The sequence below is a fragment of the Curtobacterium sp. VKM Ac-2884 genome (assembly GCF_015350945.1).
GTDB lineage: Bacteria > Actinomycetota > Actinomycetes > Actinomycetales > Microbacteriaceae > Curtobacterium.
This window is the reverse complement of sequence record NZ_JADKSA010000001.1, coordinates 702,863-720,501: the sequence shown is the minus strand read 5'-3', so window position 1 is coordinate 720,501 and position 17,639 is coordinate 702,863. Positions and strand designations below refer to the sequence as shown.

Here is a 17,639-nt window from a genome sequence, read left to right as displayed (position 1 = left end):
GGCGTCGTGCAGTGTCGACGGATCAGCGCCGGCGGATCAGCCGCCGTTCACGTGGATGACGTTGTCGATGCGCTCGATGTTGCCGAACGCACCCCAGTTCAGCCAGCCGCCGTCGCCGTTGTTCGTGATCGATCCGGGGCCCTTGAACCAGTAGATGACGTAGTTGCCGCCCTTGATGTCGATCGACTGGGCGTCGGCGACGTCGCCGGACACCGTGATGTCCTGGTTCTTGTTGACCACCGCGACGGTGAGGCGGTCGGGGTTGCCGGCGTTCCAGTAGCCGACGTCGAGCGCGGCCTGCACGGCTCCGCCGCGGTCGCTCTGGTCGTTCACGGCGTCCTTGATCGCGTTGACGATCGCGACCGGGTCGAGGTTCACGTTGACGTTGCCGCCGACGGAGGCCGAGGTGCTCGGTGCGGGCTCAGCGGCCTGTGCCGGTGCCGCGACGAACGCCCCGGCGATGACGGCGCCACCGAGTGCGGTGCCGGCGAGGAGCTTGACGGACGTGCGCTTGAACGAGTTCATGATCGTGTTCCCATCTCTGCGGTGGTGACCCGTGTGGGTCGTCCAGCTCGGACAGGACCCAGCCTGCGTCGCCGGGTGCCGGGTTGCACGCGTTCAGCCCGGACGTTGGACGATCGTCTGACGATCCGTCCGGCGCCGCGATGGTGTGCCACCCTCGCTGGTCGCGAGTGCGCTTCGTGAGCAGGAATGGTCGAGTGGCGCCAGAGCACGCGACCTTTTCTGCTCACGAAGCGGGCGAGGCGGACGTCACGAAGCGGGCGAGGCGGACGGGGCGGGCGAGGCGGGCGAAGCGGTCGTGGCGGACGTCACGAAGCGGACTGCCCCGGCAGGTCCACCGTGAACGCCGTCCGACCGGGGCCGGAGGCCACCCGCACGCTCCCGCCGTGCGCCGACACCACGGCCTGCACGATCGCCAGCCCGAGGCCGCTCGTCCCCTGTCCCGGCGCACGGGTGCGCGAGGCCTCACCCCTGGTGAACCGGTCGAACAGCGTCGGCAGGGCCTCCGACGGGATCGGCGGCCCGTCGTTGGCCACGACGAGGCGAGCGGCCGCACCAGCACCGGACGGCCCCACCCGCTGCAACGACACCACCACCGCGGTCCCGGTCGGGGTGTGCGTCCGGGCGTTCGCGAGCAGGTTCGTCACGACGCGGCGCAGCTGCTCCGCGTCGCCGGTCACGGTCAGCGGGTGGTCGTCGACGATCTGCAGGGTCCACCGGTGCCCGGGCGCGGTGGCCCGGGCGTCCATCGTCGCCTCGACCACGATCGAGGTCAGGTCGACGGGTTCGCGCACGATCGGGGACACCGGAGCCCCGGACGCCAGGGCCGTCGCGTCGAGCCGCGCGAGCAGCAGGAGCTCCTCGACGAGGTCGCCCATCCGCACGGCCTCCCGGCCGATCCGGTCGACGTTCCGGTGGATCGCGTCGAGGTCCGACGAGCGCGCGGTCAGCTCGGCGTAGGCCCGGACGGTCGCGATCGGCGTCCGCAACTCGTGCGAGGCGTCGGCGACGAAGGTCCGCATGCCGGCCTCGGCGTCGCGGCGCACCGTGAGCGCCCGGGCGACGTGCCCGAGCAGCCGGTTCAGCGCGGTGCCGACCTGCCCGACCTCGCGGTTCGCAGTGAGGTCGGCGTCGGCGACCCGCACCGGGATGTCGGTGTCGCCGCGCTCCAGGTCGAGGTCGGTCACCCCGGAGGCGACCTCGGCGACGCGTTCGAGCGGTCGGAGGGACCGCCGCACGAGCAACGCGAGGGCCCACGCGGCGACGACGAGGCCCAGCACCGTGACGATCCCGATGACGAGCAACAGGCGGGCGATGGCGGCGTTCAGGTCGCCGAGGGGGAGTGCGGTGACGAACACGTCGCCGTCGTCCCCGACCGCCTGCACCCGGTAGGTGCCGAGCGAGCCGAGGTCGATCGTCGCCGGGTCGGCGCCGCTGTCGACCGCGGTGAGCGTCTGCCGTTGCGCCGACGACAGCCCGTGCTGGTCGCCGTCGCTGTCGGTGTACCCGCCGAGCACGACGTCGCCGTCACGGACGATCGCGACGACGGTACCGGCGGACTGGCCGGGCGCCCCGATGAAGGCGTTGTCCGGATCCGGACGGTCCGACGACGATCCCGACGACGATCCCGACGACGACCCGGGCGGCGGGCCGGTGGGAGCGTCCGCACCGTCCCGGCCACCGACGGTCCGGTTCGCCGCCGTCGACAGCTCCGCGTCGAGGCGGTCGACCAGGTACCCCCGGAACGCGACGACGGTCACCGCTCCGACGACGACGTTCGTCGCGACGAGCAGGAGCGCGACGGCCGCCACGACCCGCCACCGCAACGACGGCACCCGTCCGGCGCGGGTCGGACGGGCCCGGATCGCCTTCCCGGGGCGGGTCACGTCGTCGGCCGCAAGACGTACCCTGCCCCGCGCACCGTCTGCAGCATCGGTTCGCGTCCGGCGTCGAGCTTCTTCCGCAGGTACGACACGTACATGTCGACCAGGTTCGACGACGACCCGAAGTCCATGCCCCAGACGCCCGCGAGCAGCTGTTCCCGCGAGAGCACCCGGTTGGCGTTCCGCGCCAGGTGCCGCAGCAGCTCGTACTCGGTCGGGGTGAGCTCGATCGGTTCGCCGGCACGGCTGACGGCGCGGGCGTCCTCGTCGAGGCGGAGGTCACCGACCACCACCTCAGCGCTCCCGCCCACCGCAGCGACCCGAGCGGAGGTCCGTGCCAGGATCCGCGCCCGGACGAGCAGCTCGTCGATGCCGAAGGGCTTCGTCAGGTAGTCGTCGCCGCCGCCGGTGAGTCCGGCGAGCCGGTCCTCCGGGGCGTCGCGCGCGGTGAGGAAGAGCACACGGACGGCGTCGCGGGAGTCGCGGAGCCGTTCGAGCACCTCGAAGCCGTCGATGTCCGGCAGCATCACGTCGAGGACGATGACGTCGGGCTGGAACTCCCGCGCGGCGAACAGGACGTCGCGGCCTCGGTGCACCGACCGCACGGCCCAGCCGTCCCCCTCGAACGCCAGGGCGACGGCGTCGGCCAGGGCGTGCTCGTCGTCGACGACGAGGGCGCGGACGGGGGTGCCGTCGGTGCGCTGCAGCGGTTGGCCGGTCACGTCCGCGAGCCTATCCACCGCGCCCTCGTCGTCGATCACTTGGCGGTGCTCAGGTCGTAGACGGTCTGCCCGCCGACCGTGGTCGACTCGTAGTTCGCCGCGACCCACTCCTGGATCGCCGAGGCGGTGGACGACCCGCCGCCCATCCCGCCGCCACCCGAGCCGGACGAGACGTAGTACCCGATGTCCCCTGCGGCGACGTAGGCCTTGAACTCGGTGAGCGTGGGTGCCGGGTCGCTCGACCAGCCGCCGATCGCCATCACGGCGGTGTCGGTGTCGAGTTCGAGCTGCGCGGCCGACTGGGATCCGTTGACGGCGGCCGCCCACTTCGCGTCGGACGCCTCGAGCAGCTCCTGCAGGGCGGACGAGGTCGACGCACCTTCGCCACCGCCCCCGGTCTGGAGGCCCGTCCCCGACCCACCCTCGGAGGTCGCGTCGTCCGTGCCGTCCTGGCCACTGCCCGGTGCCGTGCCGGACGTGCCGTCCGGCATCTCCGGCGCCTCGCCGGACGCGCCCTCCGGCGGGGTCCCGCCGGGACCCTGCTGGGAGTCGGACGTGCTGTCGGAGCCGCCGTCGTCGGAGCCGGAGGTCGACCCACCCGGTCCGCCCGTGCCTCCCGGGAAGCCACCGGTGCCGCCGCCCATCCCACCGGAGCTGCTGCCCGCCGGACCGACGCTCGGGATCGAACCGGAGTGCGCGACGGTCGTCGTGGCGAGGGCGTAGGCGGTGGTGCCGGACAGCCCGAACAGGGTGCCGGCGAGCACGCCGACCGTGACGAGCTTCCGCAGCGTCGGGACGCTGCCCATCACCACGAGCGCTGCGGACAGCAAGCCGCCGGCCAGCATCACCCAGCGGAGCCAGGGCAGCCACGTCGGGTTCTCGTTGAGCAGGCACCAGCCCCAGAACGCCGTGGTGCCGATCATGGCGGCCAGGCCGATCCGGCCGGTGAAGCGCTCCCGTGCGTGCCAGAGCAGCGCGCCGCCGGTGCCGACGAGTCCGGCGATCGCCGGAGCGAGCGCGACCGTGTAGTACGGGTGGATCGTGCCGGACATGTACGAGAACACGAGTCCGGTGACCAGGAGCCAGCCGCCCCACAGGACGAGTCCGGCGCGGGCCGGGTCGGCCAGGTGACGGCGTCCGACGACGACCAGACCGACCACCAGCGCGATGAGCGCTGCGGGCAGGAGCCACGAGATCTCGAGCCCCATCTCGGACGAGAACAGCCGGTTCAGGCCCGTCGAGCCACCGAAGGAGCCACCCGCGGTACCGCCGGTCATGCCGCCGCCTCCGCCGCCGTTGCCCGAGCCGCCGAAGATCCGACCGAGGCCGTTGTAGCCGAACACCAGGTCGAGGACGGTGTTGTTCGTCGAGCCGCCGATGTACGGGCGGGACTCGGCTGGCCACAGCCACACGGCGACGACCCACCAGCCGGCCGACACCACGAGGGACCCCGCGGCGAGGAGCAGCCCGATGACGCGCTTGCCCCAGGTAGTACGGGCGGCGAACAGGTAGACGAGGCCGAAGGCCGGCAGGACGAGCAGCCCCTGCAGCATCTTCGTCAGGAACGCGAAGCCGAGGGCGACCCCGGCCAGCGCGATCCACTTCCAGCTGCCCCGCGGCAGCGCCCGCACGGTGCAGTACGCGCCGGCGGTCATCAGGAACACGAGCATCGCGTCCGGGTTGTCGAAGCGGAACATCAGGGCCGCCGCCGGGGTGGCCGCGATGACGAAGCCCGCGAGCAGGGCGCCGACGTTCGCGGTGGTGGTGCCGACGCGGGCGAGGGTGCGGCGGACCGTGCCCCACACCAGTGCGACGGACCCGACGGCCATGAGCGCCTGGGGGAGCAGCAGGCTGAAGCTCGAGAAGCCGAACAGCCGGGCCGACACCACCATCACCCAGAGCGACGCCGGGGGCTTGTCGACCGTGATGAAGTTCGACGAGTCGAGGGAGCCGAAGAAGAACGCCTCCCACGACTTCGTGCCGGCCTGCACGGCGGCGGCGTAGAAGCTGTTGGCGTACCCCGAGACGCTGAGGTCCCAGAGGTACACCACGGCGGTCAGGGCGAGGAGCGCCCAGAACGCCGGCCGGAGCCAGCGGGCGTCCTCGCGCTCGCCGAGGAACAGGCGGGCGAGCGGCTTGCGACGCCGATCCTGCGCGTCGGTGTGCGCGGCATCGCGTCGATCGGTCACGGGTACCGGGTACGTGGTCATGTCGATGAGCATCCGGGGCGTTCCCCGAACGCGGCACTGTGCCGGCTGTGCGCGGCCTAAGGAACGTCGGGCGCGGCCGGCGCGGACGGTGCGGCGCACCGTGCGCGGTCGTCCGGCCCGTGCGGGGTTGACCGCTCGGTGCGCGGTTGTAGCGCCGCACGGAGCGCGCAACCTCGCACCGAGCGAGAGAACCCGCACCGTGCCGGGTCAGGCGTACCGCTGCGCCGCGTGCAGCGCCGCCCCCGTGTAGGACCCGCCGAACAGGAACACGTGCAGCAGCAGCGGCGCGAGCTGGTGGAGTTCGACGCGCTCCTGCCAGCCGTCGGCGAGCCGCGACTCCCGGTCGTAGGCGGCGAGCACCGTCTCGAGGCGCGGCAGTCCGAACAGTCCGAGGAGCGCCAGGTCGGTCTCGGCGTGCCCGCCGTGCGCGATCGGGTCGATGAGCACCGCGCCGGTCGGTTCGGACGCCTCCGTCGGCCAGAGCACGTTGCCGGCCCACAGGTCGCCGTGCAACCGCGCGGGCCGGTCCCCGACGAGTGCGGGCTGCGGCGACCCGAGCGTGCCGTCCTGGACCCGGTCGGCGACCCGGTCGAACACGGCCGCCTGGGCGTGGTCGAACCCGCCGGCGTCGACGATGCGCCGGACGAAGTCGCGGATGCGGTACTCGGCGAAGAACGCACCCCACGTGCTCGGTGCGTGCACGGCGTCGACGAACGGCGTGCGGGACCGCCCCATCCGCAGCGCGGCGCCCGTCGTCCAGCCGGCGGGCGGTGCGCCCCAGTGGTCGGCGCCGGCGGCGTGGGTGTGCGCGAGGGAGCGTCCGAAGCGCTCGGCCTGTGCGGCGGTGGGGGAGCCGTCGGAGATCAGCTCGAGGTCGAGCACGGTCGGGCTCGGCCGGTCCAGCACCCGCGCGATCCTGGTGCCGCCCACGTCCTCGGCCTCGGCGAGCCAGCCGAGGCCGGCGGCTTCGGCTGCCGCTTCGTCCGGGGTGGTGAAGGTCTTCACGTGCGTCTCGGCCATCGGTCCATCCTGCCGAGGGGTCCCCGTCGTCCGTTCAGCAGGTCGTCAGACCGCGTCGACCAGCGCCCTCGCCAGCGGGTGCCACTCGCGCGACGACGGCCCGCTCAGCACCAGGGTCCGCTCGAGTCGCCGGGCCATCGGCACCATCACGAGGTCCGGCGGCAGCATCACCCGGCCGAGCGTCGGCACGATCGAGACGCCCTCGCCCCGTTCGATCATCCCGAACATGGTGCTCATCTCCCGCACGCGGTGGGCGTACCGGAAGGGGCGTCCGTCGAGCTCGTGCAGCTTCTGGATCTGGTACTCGCACCCGCCGCCGCCCGCGACCAGGCCGTCCTCGTGCAGGTCGTCGAGCGTGAGCGCGGGCAGCTCGGCGAGCGGGTGGTCGCGCCGCACGACGGCGGCCATCTCGTCCCGGGCGACGACGACGCCCCCGGCCGGCACCGGCGCGGGGTCGACGAGCACGGCGGCGTCCACGGTGCCGCTCTCGAGCCACTCGGGCATCTCGTCGTCGTCGCCCTCGTAGACCTGCACGTCGACGTCGGGCAACGTCACCGCCCACAGCTCGCGGAGCCGCGGCAGCAGGCCCTGGCAGACGGTGGGGACGGCCGCGAGTCGCACGGTGCCGCGCGCCGTGGCGGGCCGGACCACTGCCTCCAGGGCGTCGACCGAGGCGAGCACGCTGCGGGCGTGGGCGAGCAGGCGGTCGCCAAGGGGCGTCGGGACGGCGACCGCACCGCGCCGGACGACCGGCCCGCCGACCTCGCGCTCGAGCCCGGCGACGGCGTGCGAGACGGCCGACTGGCCGACGCCGAGCACGGAGGCCGCGGACGTGAACGACCCGGCGTCGAGCGTGGCGACGAACGCACGGAGCTGGGGGACCGAGACGGTCATGCGTGTTCCTCATGTCGACATGAACCCCATGCGTTTGCCGCATGGGTGCGGGTGGTTCGACACTAGGCCACGTGAACGCCCTCCTCTACGGTCTCGTCGCCCTCACCTGGGGGTCGAGCTTCCTCTTCGCGAAGATCGGCCTCGACGGACTCGCACCGCAGCAGGTCGCCACCGTGCGGACCGTCCTGGGCGGCGTGACGCTCGTCGTGCTGCTGCTCGCGACCCGTCGACGCTGGCCGCGGGAGCCCCGCGTGTGGGCGCACCTGGCAGTCGTCGCGTTCTTCCTGAACGCCCTGCCGTCGTCGCTGATGGCGTGGGCCGAGCAGACCGTGCCGTCCGGGCTCGCGAGCATCTACAACGCGACGACCCCGATCATGACGCTGGCGGCGCTCGCGGTGCTCGTGCCCTCCGAACGGCTGCGGGGCCGGCAGGTGGCCGGGATCGTGGTCGGCATCGTCGGCGTGCTGGTGCTCGTCGGTCCGTGGGACCTGCTCGGCGACCCGGCCGTCCTGGCGAGCGTCCCGGGGCAGGTGGCGTTGCTCGGCATGACCGCGTCCTACGGCATCGGCCTCGCCTACCTGCGCCGAGTTGCGGTGGGCAGCGCGTACGACCCGGTCACGATCGCGACGGTGCAGCTCACGCTGGCGTCGGGCATGCTCCTGCTGGTCGCGCCCGCCATCGCCACCGGCCCGGTACAGCTGGACGGGAGGATCGTGGCCGCGATGGTCGCGCTCGGTTGCGTCGGCACGGGGCTGGCCTACGCGTGGAACACGCGCCTGGTCCAGGCGTGGGGCGCCGGTCGGGCGTCGACGGTCACCTACCTGACGCCGGTGGTCGGCGTGGCGCTCGGCGTGCTCGTGCTCGGTGAGCGCGTGCGGTGGAACGAGCCGGTGGGCGGACTGGTCGTGCTGCTCGGCATCGCGCTGGCCTCGGGGGTGCTCGGCCGTCGGAGTCTGCGTCGCCCGGCACGCCCCGCCCGTACGCTGGCCGGGTGACCCCCGGCCAGGACCCCCACGTGGTGCGACTGCTGTTCGCCTCGTCCCATCCCGGTCCGACGGTCACGGTCACGGTGCTCGCCGCCGTCATCGCCGCGGCGGTCGGACACCCGGTGTGGCTCGTGGTCCTGGTCGCGCTGACGGTGGTCGCCGGGCAGCTGTCGATCGGCCTGGCGAACGACTGGATCGACGCCGACCGCGACCGTGCCGTCGGCCGGAGCGACAAGCCCGTCGCCCGCGGGCTCATCGCGGTGGACACGGTCCGCACGGCGGCGTTCGTGACCGCCGGGGTCGCCGTGGTCCTCTCGCTGTTCCTCGGACCCGTCGCCGCCGTCGCGCACCTGGTGCTCGTGGCTGCCGGGTGGGCCTACGACGCCGGGCTGAAGCGCACCGTGTGGTCGGTCGTGCCGTTCGTCGTCGCGTTCGGGCTGCTGCCGGTGGTCGCGGTGGCCGCCGGTCCCGAAGCGCTGTGGCCGGCGTGGTGGGCGATCGCCACCGGCGCGGTGTTCGGCGTCGCGATCCACTGCACGAACGTCCTGCCCGACCTGGTGGACGACGCCGCCACCGGGGTCCGTGGGTTCCCGCACCGCCTCGGGCTCCGGGGAGCCGGCATCGTCGCGTTCGGGTCGCTCGTCGTCGCGGCCGGCCTGGTGCTCGGCGGACAGGTGCTCGGTGACGACCCGGTCCGCGGCGTCGGGGTCGTACTGGCCGTGGTCGGAGCGGTCGTCGTGCTGGCGCTCGCCGTGGTGGGCGTCCGGCTGGTGCTGGCGGGACGGGCGTCGCGGACCCTGTTCCGACTCGTCATCGCGTCGTCCCTGGTGCTCGTCGTCGAGCTCGGGTTCGCCGGGGCGCGACTCGTCGCCTGACGCACTTCCGTGCGGGCACCGCGCGGCTCGCCTGACGCGCTTCCGCGGCGCCGACGCGAGCCGTCAGGCCCAGCGCATGGCGTAGAGCCGGGCCAGGCCGTGCGCGGTCGGCAGCGACAGGACCGTCCGGAGCAGCGCCTCCCGTCCGATGGTGGAGACGGCACCCAGCGGACGACCGAGCCCCATGTTCGCCTCGGCCTGCCGGGCTGCACGGCGGGCGGCAGCCTGGCGGCGGGCGGCGTAGCCGGGCCACGGTCCGGCCACGCCGGTCCGGACCGCGCCGGCGAGCAACGGCGCGAGCTCGGCCGCGTCGAGCCAGCCGAGGTTCATGCCCTGCCCGCCGATCGGGCTGATCTCGTGGGCGGCGTCGCCGACGAGTACCACCCGGCCGACCCCGACACGGTCGGCCGCGCGGCGCCGCACCCGGAAACCGCTGAGCATCGTGCACGAGGCCGGTTCCGGGACGACGCCCGTGCGTACGGTGACGATCGCGGCCAGTCGTGCCGCCGTCTCCGGGTCGGGGGTCGCGCCGCTCGGGGCGAACGCCAGCGAGTCGGGCACGAGGGCGACGTACCGGCGCCGACCGTGCGGCAGGGGGAAGGACTCGACGACGCCTCCGGGGCCGACGTCCACCAGGGCGGCGGTCCGGGCGTCGGCGCCCTCGGGGTCGGCGAAGTCGCCCATCACGTAGCGGTCCGGGTAGTCGCGGCCGGTGGTGCCGATGCCGAGCAGGTCACGGACGACGCTCCGTGCGCCGTCGGCCCCGACCACGAAGGCGGCGCGCACGGCGACCACATCGCCGTCCGGGCCGGTGCCGACCGCGTCGACGTGGTCACGGTGCCGGGACAGCGCGGTCACCGTCGTCCCGGTGCGCAGCGCTGCCCGGTCGACAGCGGCCAGCCGGTCCCGCAGCAGGGACTCGGTGCGGTGCTGGTCGAGCGTCGCGACGTACGGGTGCGTGTCCGAGGCACGGTCGAAGGTCAGCGTGCCGAGCGTCCGCCCCCGGCTCCGCGCGACGCCGGTGCGCACGAGGGCCGCCTCGGCGAGCACCGGGACGTCGAGCCCGATCGCGGCGAAGGCATCGAGGGACGGCGGGTGGATGCCGATGGCACGCGACCCCTGGGGTGGGCCGGGGCGACGCTCCCACACCCGCACGGCGATGCCCCGTGCAGCCAACAGCGCGGCGAGGAAGAGGCCGACGGGACCACCGCCGACGACGAGGACGTCGGTGCGCTCCGTGGTCACGGGCCGAGCCTACGGTCCGGCGGCCGAGCCGCGTCCAGCTGCACTGCTCGAGCGCAGCCGGTGCCGGAGCCGCTCGACCGGGACCTCGACCGCGTAGGCGGCACCGATCGACATGAGCAGCACGACGCCGATCAGCCCGACCGTGCCCCACGCTCCGATCGCGAACGTGCCGAGCAGCGCGATGACGAGCGGGTGCCACAGGTAGGCCGAGTACGACACCCGTCGTCCGAACCACGCCACCGGGGTCCAGCTCAGCGCGGTGGCGACGGGCGAGCGCACCGACACCAGGCCACCGATGAGCACCGCCGCGATCACCCCGGTGACCGGCAGGACGACACCGAAGGTCCAGGCGTGCTGCGTCCAGTCGTCGTCGATCCAGAGCAGCACACCCACCAGGAGACCGAGGCCGAGCCAGGTCGCGACGCATCCGGCGATCCCGGCTGCCCGGACGCGCACCCGTTCGTCGTCGAGCAGCAGCGCGAGCGCGCACCCGATCGCGAGTGGCACGACGCCGAGCACCGGCGAGAAGTACACGTCGGGGGTGGCACCGCCGCTCGGGGTCCGGTAGCTCGCCCACGACGCCGCCGACGCTCCGACCACCAGGACGCCGAGGCCCGCCAGCAGCCAGCGCCGTCGGGTCCGCAGCGTCGCGAGCAGCACGAGCACGGGTGGCCAGACCAGGTAGAACTGCTCCTCCATCGACAGGCTCCACGTGTGCGCGAACACGCCCTGCGTGGTGTCCCAGAACGCGCGGAAGAGGTTGCCGGTGTAGGTCAGGGCGATGACCCCGGCCTCGCCGGCGGAGAACGACGCGCCCTTGTAGTCACCGACCCAGTTCCACAGCAGCAGACCCACCGCGACGAACACGAGCAGCGCGGGGTAGAGCCGGAGCAGGCGCTTGCGCCAGAACGAACCCAGCCGGACACGACCGGTGCGTCGGCGCTCACCGAGCAGCAGCGTGGTGATCAGGAAGCCGGACAGCACGAAGAACACCGTCACCCCGATGAACCCGCCCTCGAACTGCGGGACGTGCAGGTGGTACAGGACGACGGCGAGGATCGCGATCGTCCGGAGTCCGTCGAGGGCGGGTGCACGACGGGTCAGCGGGGGTGGTGGCGTCCGGCCCGTCGGGTCGCCCTCGATCCGGCCCCGCGCGGTCGTCCCGTGGCCGGGCGCGGTCGTCGCGTGGCCGGGCGCGGTCGTCGCGTGGCCGGGCGCGGTCGTCGCGTGGCCGGGCGTGGTCGTCGCGTGGCCGGGCGCGGTCGTCGCGTGGACCCGCTCGGGCGAGAGCACGTCGGTCGTCACGGGCACCTCCTGCGCGATCGCGAGGCCACGGCAGCGGGACGCGTCGTGACCGGATCGTCACATGATGCGCGCGGCAGGTAAGAGCCGTCTCAACGCCCGGGGTGCACCAGCGTCGCCAGGGCGTCGAGCCGTTCGTGCACGATCGCAGCGAACGGGCGGTCCTCACCCGGAGCGATCCACTGGGCGAAGGACAGGTGGAACACCGTCACGGCGGTCTCGGCGGCCATCGTCGCCGCCGGTTCGGGGACGCCGCGCTCGCGCATGACCTCGCCCAGGCGCGCCTTCAGGGTGGCGAGCTTGCCGAGCTCCCGTTCGCCGAGCGCTGCGTTCGCGTCGATGATCGTCTGCCGGGCCCGCGACCACGACCGGCGGTCCTCGGGGAAGAACCCGGCGGCGGCGTCGAGGGCGCGACCGACCAGGTCGAACGGCGCCGCATCGGCCGGGGCGGCCGTGATCGGGTTGACGAACATCGCGAGGAAGTCGTCCTGGCCGGCGAACAGGACCTCGCGCTTGTCCGCGAAGTGCCGGAAGAAGGTGCGCTCGGTGACCTCGGCCTCGGCGGCGATCCGCGCGACCGTGGTGCCGTCGTAGCCCTCGGACGCGAAGAGCTGCAGCGCGACCGCCTGCAGTCGTTCACGCGTTCCGGGTTGCCATCGAGCCATGCGCAGAGTCTACTGATCAGAACGACTTGATGACAGCGGCTGACATCGAGTGCTACGGTGATGTCAGTTCATGACATCACCGCCGTGGACGCCTGCGAAAGGACCACTCATGCACGTGTTCGTCACCGGGGCCTCCGGCTGGATCGGCTCCCACACCGTCGACGACCTGCTCGCCGCCGGACACACCGTCACCGGGCTCGCCCGGTCCGACGCCTCGGCCGCAGCGCTCGAGGCGAAGGGCGTCACCGTCGTCCGGGGCGACCTCGACGACCTCGACGCCATCCGCCGCGGAGCCGCCGAGGCCGAGGGCGTCCTGCACTTCGCCAACAAGCACGACTGGGCGGACGCCGCCGCCACGAACGCCAGCGAGCGGGCCGCCGTCGAGACCATCGGTGCAGCGCTCGTCGGCACCGACCGCCCGTTCGTCCTCGCGTCGGGCGTCGCCGGGCTCGCCCAGGGCCGCCCCTCGACCGAAGCGGACGCCAACCCGTTCGTCGGCCCGGAGAGCATGCGCGGCGGCAGCGAGAACCGCGGCTTCGACTTCGTCGACCAAGGGGTGCGCACGATCGCGGCCCGGTTCAGCCCCACCACGCACGGCACCGGTGACCACGGCTTCATCGCCGCGATCGTCGGGGCAGCCCAGCAGCGCGGCGTCTCGGGCTACGTCGGCGACGGCACCAACAGCTGGTCCGCCGTGCACGTCACCGATGCCGCCCGGCTCGTCCGCCTCGGGCTCGAGCAGGCCCCGGCCGGCACGCGGCTGCACGCCGTCGCCGAGACCGCGATCCCGACCCGCGCGATCGCCGAGGCCATCGGCGAGGTCCTCGGGCTGCCGGTGACCTCGATCGATCCGGCGGACGCGGATGCGCACTTCGGCTTCATCGGCCGGTTCTTCGGCATGGAGATGTCCGCCACGTCCGAGGCCACCCAGGAGCTCCTCGGGTGGGAGCCCACTGGCCCCGGACTGCTCGAGGACATCGCCGCCGGCGCCTACTCCGGCGTGCGGGTCGCGTAGTCGGCGCGGAGCACTCGCGGATGGTGAGCAGAAATGGTCGGGTCCCGTCTCCGGACCCGACCATTCCTGCTCACGAAGCGAACGCCGCGAACCCCCGCGTTACTCGGACTTCTGCATCTGCCACGGCTCCGGCTCGCGGTCGCCGTTCGGGCGCACGGGCCGGACGTCGCCGACGATCGGGATTGCGCGCTTCCGCATGAACCACAGGTAGCGGACGAAGAAGTGCGACAGCGTCGACAGCCGGTTGCCGTTGCCGAGCAGCGACGCGATGTGCACCGCCACCCACGCCAGCCACGCGACCGGCCCGACGAGCGTGATGCCACCCCGCAGCTGCGCGACGGCGGCGTTCGTGCCGATGGTCGCCATCGTGCCCTTGTCGAAGTACTTGAAGTGCTCGGTGGGCTTGCCCTCGAGCAGACGCTTGATCTGCTTCGCGACGTGCCGTCCACCCTGCAGCGCCGGCTGGGCCAGCTGCGCGAGGGCCTCGGACTGCGCCGCGATGTCGCCGGCCGAGAAGATCCGCTCGGCGCCGTTGACGCGCAGGTCGTCGCCGACCTGGATGCGTCCGCCGCTGGTCTGCGGCAGGCCCCAGCCCGAGACCTCCTTGTGGGCGGCGACGCCGGTGGCCCAGATGACCTGCGAGGCGGGGATGAACTCGCCGTCAGCCGTCATCACGCCGTCGGTCTTGACCTCGGAGACGCCGGTGTTCAGCCGGAGGACGACGCCGCGCTTCCGCAGGACCTTCGCCGCGTACCGGCGCAGGCGCGGGGCGAACGGCTTGAGCAGCTCACCGCTGCGGTGCACGAGGGTGATCGTGATGGCACCCTTGTCCAGCTCGGGGTACGCCCCCTCGAGTGCCTGGTCGCGGAGCTCCGCGAGCGCGCCGGCCATCTCGACGCCGGTCGCGCCGCCGCCGACGATGACGATCTTGATCTCGTCGGGGCCCTGGTTCGCGGCAGCCTCTTCCAGCCGGGTGAACAGCTCGTCGCGGATGCGCAGGGCCTGCGAGCGGGAGTACATCGAGTACGCGTACTCGTAGGCGCCCGGGGTGCCGAAGTAGCTCGTGTTCACGCCGTTCGCGAGCACCAGGTAGTCGTAGTGCAGGTGCTCACCGTCGGACATCTCGGCGATGCGTTCGTCGGTCCGGATGCCGGTGAGCAGGCCGTGCCGGAACTCGGCGTTGTCCTGCTTGGCGCGCAGGCTGCGCAGGAAGTACGTCACGTCGCCGGCGTTCAGCCCGCCCGTCGCCACCTGGTACATGAGGGGCTGGAACATGTTGTAGACGTGCCGGTCGACGAGCGTCACCCGGACGGGAGCGTCCGCCAGCTCGCGCATGGCAGCGACACCGGCGAATCCACCGCCGACGATGACGACGTGCGGGCGGGTGTCCTGGGGCATGCTGATCCGGCTTTCTTCGGTTCGTGAGGTGGTCACCCACGAGGGTACGCGCGCTGTGGACCGCTCCCGTCCACTGCCGACCGGGAGGCCCGGGTCGGCTCCGTCAGGCGTCGAGCCGTGCGTAGGTGCTCACGACGTTCCCCTTGCTCGTCACGGTGCTGTCGACCAGCCGCAGGCGCGTGGCCGGGTCAGTCGGCTCGAAGAGCTTCCGGCCGGAGCCGGCGATCGCCGGGTGCACCATCAGCTGGAGCTCGTCCAGGAGCCCCGCGAACAGCAGGTGCCGGACGACGCTCACGCTGCCGCACACCGCGATGTCGGCGCCGTCGCGTTCCTTGAGCTCGCGGACGAAGGCGTCGAGGTCGCCCGGGATCCTGGTGGTGTTCTGCCACGCCAGGTCGTCGCCGAGCGTCGTGGAGGCCACGTACTTCTCGATCGGGTTGATCCACTGCCCGAAGCCGTCGTCGGGGTGCGCCGGCCACCACTCGGACCACTCGAGGTAGCTGTTCCTGCCGAGCAGGACGGTGTCGGTGCGGGCCATGAACGCGCCCATCCCGGCCCCGAGCTCGTCGTCGAAGCTGTCGTACTGGAACTCGTGCGGGTCCTGCACGACGCCGTCGACCGACGTGAACAGCCCTGCGGTGACCTTGCGCATGGCCGGAGCGTACTGCGGATCAACTGCCGGTGCCGGTGCCGCTGTCGCTGCTGCTGCCGTCCGTGTCGCTGCCGGATCCGTACCCGGGGAGCTGCCCGGTGCCGTTGCCCGGGAACTGGTTCGTGCCGCCGTTGGTCCCGCCGTTCGTGCCGGGAACCTGCGTGGTCGACTGGGACTGGTCCCCACCGATCGCATGCCCGATGGCGAAGCCGATGCCGCCGCCGACGAGCAGCGCCGCGAGCCCGACGATCGCAGCCAGGACGGGCCAGAACCACGGCGGCTTCGGTGCGCTCTTCCGGCTCGTCGGACCCGAGGCGCCGTACCACGGGGTGGGGCCGTTCGGGTCGCCGGCGTTCCAGGAGCCGACGTCCGACCGGTAGGGCTGCTGCGCGTACTGGTTCGGTGTGGGTGCCGGCGCGTCGAGGGTGGCGGTCGAGGTCGGCGTCGGGGCCGAACCCCAGCCGACCGGTGCCGCTGCTGAGGGCGTGCGGGCGGCGTCGCCCGGCTCGTGGCCGTTCGGGGGAGTGGTGTCGCTCATGGAAGGCAGTGCACACCCCGTGTCTATGGGTGCCCGATGACGACGCTGACCCGGTGCTGCGAACCGCCGCGTAGCCTCGGCTCGTGCGCGCCAAGGTGGAGACGATCCGGATCGACGGCCAGCCGGTGCGCCTGCACACCGCGGCACCCGCCGGACGGCTGCAGAGCGACCTGCTGCCCACGCTCGTGCTGGTCCACGGCATCGGGATGTCCCATCGCTCGTTCGCCCGGTCGCAGCGCGCCCTCGCCGCGACCCACCGCACGGTCAGCGTCGACCTGCCCGGCTTCGGCGGACTGCCAGCGGCCGGCCGGTCGCTGTCGATGGCCGAGCTCGGCGACCTGGTCGTGCGCGCCGTCCGGGCGCGGGGAGCCGACGACCTCGTGCTCGTCGGACAGTCGATGGGCGCGCAGGTCGTGGTCGAAGCCGCCCGGCAGCACCCCGCGTCCGTCGGCTCCGTCGTGCTCGTCAGCCCCGTCATCCCGGTGGAGCGTCGCTCGTTGCCCCTGGTGGCGTCGGATCTGTTCCGCGACGGGGCGGGCGAGGGGTTCCGGATGAACGGCGTGCTCGTCACCGACTACCTGCGGAGCCTGCGGCAGTACCTCCGCGAGCTGCGCCCGATGCTCCGGTACCGGATGGAGGACACCGTCGCCGAGGTCCGGCACCCCGTCCTCGTGGTCCGTGGCACCGAAGACCCGATCGTGCGCCGCGACTGGGCCGTCCGCGTCGCCGCGAACGCTCCGCGGGGATCGTTCGTCGAACTGCCCGGGCCGCACCACGTGCAGGAGCGACAGCCCGTCGCGTTCGCCCGGCTCGTCGGCGAGTTCCGACGCTCCCAGGAACTGGAGGGCCTCCGATGACCGAGCCGACCACGTCGGTGACCGGACCGAAGCGCGCGGGCCGACCCGTGCCTCCCGGCATCCCGCTGGTGCGACGCGTGAGGTGGGCCGCACTCGACTGGTGGTACGCGATCTCGTGGCAGGTGCGGAGCCTCGGGCCCACCACCGCTGACGACTACCGGACCGGCGACGGCCAGCCCGTCGTCGTGATCCCGGGTGTCTACGAGACCTGGCACTTCATGCGGCCGCTCATGGACGCCCTGCACGATCGCGGGCACCCGGTGCACGTGCTGCCGGTGCTGCGGCACAACCTGCGGCCGGTGCCGGAGTCGGCGCGCGACGTGTTCGCGTACCTCGAGGAGCACGACCTGCGGAACGTGCTCGTGCTCGCGCACAGCAAGGGCGGGCTCATCGGGAAGTACGCGATGACCCAGCTCGACGACCACGGCCGCATCGACCGCATGGTCGCCGTGTCGACGCCGTTCGCCGGGTCGGGCTACGCGCGGCTCGCTCCGGTGCGGCACCTGCGGGTGTTCCGGGCGGCCGACCCCGTGCTCGCCGGACTGGCGCGGGAGCTCGACGCGAACGCCCGCATCACCTCGGTCTACGGGGTGTTCGACACGCTCATCCCCGAGGGGAGTGGACTGTCCGGGGCGACGAACGTGCGGCTGCCGGTGGGTGGGCACTTCCGGATCCTCGGTGACGCCCGCACGCGCGACGCAGTCCTGGCGGCCGCCGACCCGGCCTGAGGCGCGGTCCCGCGCCCGTCCCGTCCCCGTCCCGCCCCCGTCCCCGTCCCCGTCCTCGTCCCCGTCCCCGTCCTCGAGGTTCCGAAATCTCGGCATGTCGGCGCTCGGATCGCCGCGGTTCGGAACC

Annotated in this window: 17 protein-coding genes; 5 read left to right on the top strand and 12 right to left on the bottom strand. The window is 73.1% G+C overall.

The genetic code is table 11. From position 1 onward, the window contains the following. Positions 1–36: 36 nt before the first annotated feature. The 6 genes from ITJ60_RS03530 to ITJ60_RS03505 form a co-directional block, all read right to left on the bottom strand. Positions 37–525, bottom strand: a complete 489-nt coding sequence (locus tag ITJ60_RS03530) for a hypothetical protein (RefSeq protein WP_194646936.1) — start codon at positions 523–525, stop codon at positions 37–39. Between the two features lie 305 nt (positions 526–830). Next, a complete protein-coding gene (locus ITJ60_RS19235; RefSeq protein ID WP_194646935.1) occupies positions 831–2,408 on the bottom strand; it encodes a sensor histidine kinase in 1,578 nt (525 codons plus the stop codon). Then, complete coding sequence (locus ITJ60_RS03520; RefSeq protein WP_323749086.1) at positions 2,405–3,127, bottom strand: response regulator transcription factor; 723 nt, start codon at positions 3,125–3,127, stop codon at positions 2,405–2,407. Before ITJ60_RS03520 ends, ITJ60_RS19235 begins: the two co-directional genes overlap by 4 nt. 35 nt (positions 3,128–3,162) lie before the next feature. After that, positions 3,163–5,337: an ArnT family glycosyltransferase gene (locus tag ITJ60_RS03515; protein WP_228509696.1), complete on the bottom strand. Its 2,175-nt coding sequence runs from the start codon at positions 5,335–5,337 to the stop codon at positions 3,163–3,165. 207 nt (positions 5,338–5,544) lie between these two features. Continuing rightward, positions 5,545–6,357, bottom strand: a complete 813-nt coding sequence (locus tag ITJ60_RS03510; RefSeq protein WP_194646933.1) for a fructosamine kinase family protein — start codon at positions 6,355–6,357, stop codon at positions 5,545–5,547. Between the two features lie 45 nt (positions 6,358–6,402). Further along, complete coding sequence (locus tag ITJ60_RS03505; RefSeq protein WP_131880419.1) at positions 6,403–7,251, bottom strand: LysR family transcriptional regulator; 849 nt, start codon at positions 7,249–7,251, stop codon at positions 6,403–6,405. 71 nt (positions 7,252–7,322) lie between these two features. Between ITJ60_RS03505 and ITJ60_RS03500 the strand changes: the two genes are divergently transcribed. Both ITJ60_RS03500 and ITJ60_RS03495 read left to right on the top strand, forming a co-directional pair. Further along, the gene (locus ITJ60_RS03500) at positions 7,323–8,246 is read left to right on the top strand and encodes a DMT family transporter (protein ID WP_111084731.1); all 924 of its coding nucleotides are present in this window, start codon (positions 7,323–7,325) and stop codon (positions 8,244–8,246) included. Then, complete coding sequence (locus ITJ60_RS03495) at positions 8,243–9,112, top strand: UbiA family prenyltransferase (RefSeq protein WP_323749085.1); 870 nt, start codon at positions 8,243–8,245, stop codon at positions 9,110–9,112. Before ITJ60_RS03500 ends, ITJ60_RS03495 begins: the two co-directional genes overlap by 4 nt. A gap of 63 nt (positions 9,113–9,175) precedes the next feature. Here ITJ60_RS03495 and ITJ60_RS03490 read toward each other — a convergent pair whose 3' ends face one another. From ITJ60_RS03490 to ITJ60_RS03480, 3 genes are all read right to left on the bottom strand, one after another. Next, complete coding sequence (locus ITJ60_RS03490) at positions 9,176–10,357, bottom strand: FAD-dependent oxidoreductase (protein ID WP_194646932.1); 1,182 nt, start codon at positions 10,355–10,357, stop codon at positions 9,176–9,178. A gap of 9 nt (positions 10,358–10,366) precedes the next feature. After that, complete coding sequence (locus ITJ60_RS03485) at positions 10,367–11,662, bottom strand: acyltransferase family protein (protein ID WP_194646931.1); 1,296 nt, start codon at positions 11,660–11,662, stop codon at positions 10,367–10,369. Positions 11,663–11,751: 89 nt separating this feature from the next. Continuing rightward, positions 11,752–12,324: a TetR/AcrR family transcriptional regulator gene (locus ITJ60_RS03480; RefSeq protein WP_194646930.1), complete on the bottom strand. Its 573-nt coding sequence runs from the start codon at positions 12,322–12,324 to the stop codon at positions 11,752–11,754. A 109-nt stretch (positions 12,325–12,433) separates the two neighbouring features. On the opposite strand from ITJ60_RS03480, the gene ITJ60_RS03475 reads away from it, so the two are divergent. Further along, complete coding sequence (locus ITJ60_RS03475) at positions 12,434–13,339, top strand: SDR family oxidoreductase (protein ID WP_194646929.1); 906 nt, start codon at positions 12,434–12,436, stop codon at positions 13,337–13,339. 99 nt (positions 13,340–13,438) lie between these two features. On the opposite strand, the gene ITJ60_RS03470 is transcribed toward ITJ60_RS03475, so the two are convergent. The 3 genes from ITJ60_RS03470 to ITJ60_RS03460 form a co-directional block, all read right to left on the bottom strand. Further along, a complete protein-coding gene (locus ITJ60_RS03470) occupies positions 13,439–14,773 on the bottom strand; it encodes an NAD(P)/FAD-dependent oxidoreductase (RefSeq protein WP_258373215.1) in 1,335 nt (444 codons plus the stop codon). A 67-nt stretch (positions 14,774–14,840) separates the two neighbouring features. After that, positions 14,841–15,389: a dihydrofolate reductase family protein gene (locus ITJ60_RS03465; RefSeq protein WP_194646928.1), complete on the bottom strand. Its 549-nt coding sequence runs from the start codon at positions 15,387–15,389 to the stop codon at positions 14,841–14,843. Positions 15,390–15,408: 19 nt separating this feature from the next. Further along, a complete protein-coding gene (locus tag ITJ60_RS03460; RefSeq protein WP_194646927.1) occupies positions 15,409–15,927 on the bottom strand; it encodes a hypothetical protein in 519 nt (172 codons plus the stop codon). A gap of 83 nt (positions 15,928–16,010) precedes the next feature. On the opposite strand from ITJ60_RS03460, the gene ITJ60_RS03455 reads away from it, so the two are divergent. Beyond that, positions 16,011–16,784 (top strand): alpha/beta fold hydrolase, encoded by a 774-nt coding sequence (locus ITJ60_RS03455; protein ID WP_194646926.1) that lies wholly within the window; start codon positions 16,011–16,013, stop codon positions 16,782–16,784. Beyond that, positions 16,781–17,512 (top strand): esterase/lipase family protein, encoded by a 732-nt coding sequence (locus ITJ60_RS03450; protein WP_228509694.1) that lies wholly within the window; start codon positions 16,781–16,783, stop codon positions 17,510–17,512. The genes ITJ60_RS03455 and ITJ60_RS03450 overlap by 4 nt, the downstream gene beginning before the upstream one ends. Positions 17,513–17,639 lie beyond the last annotated feature (127 nt).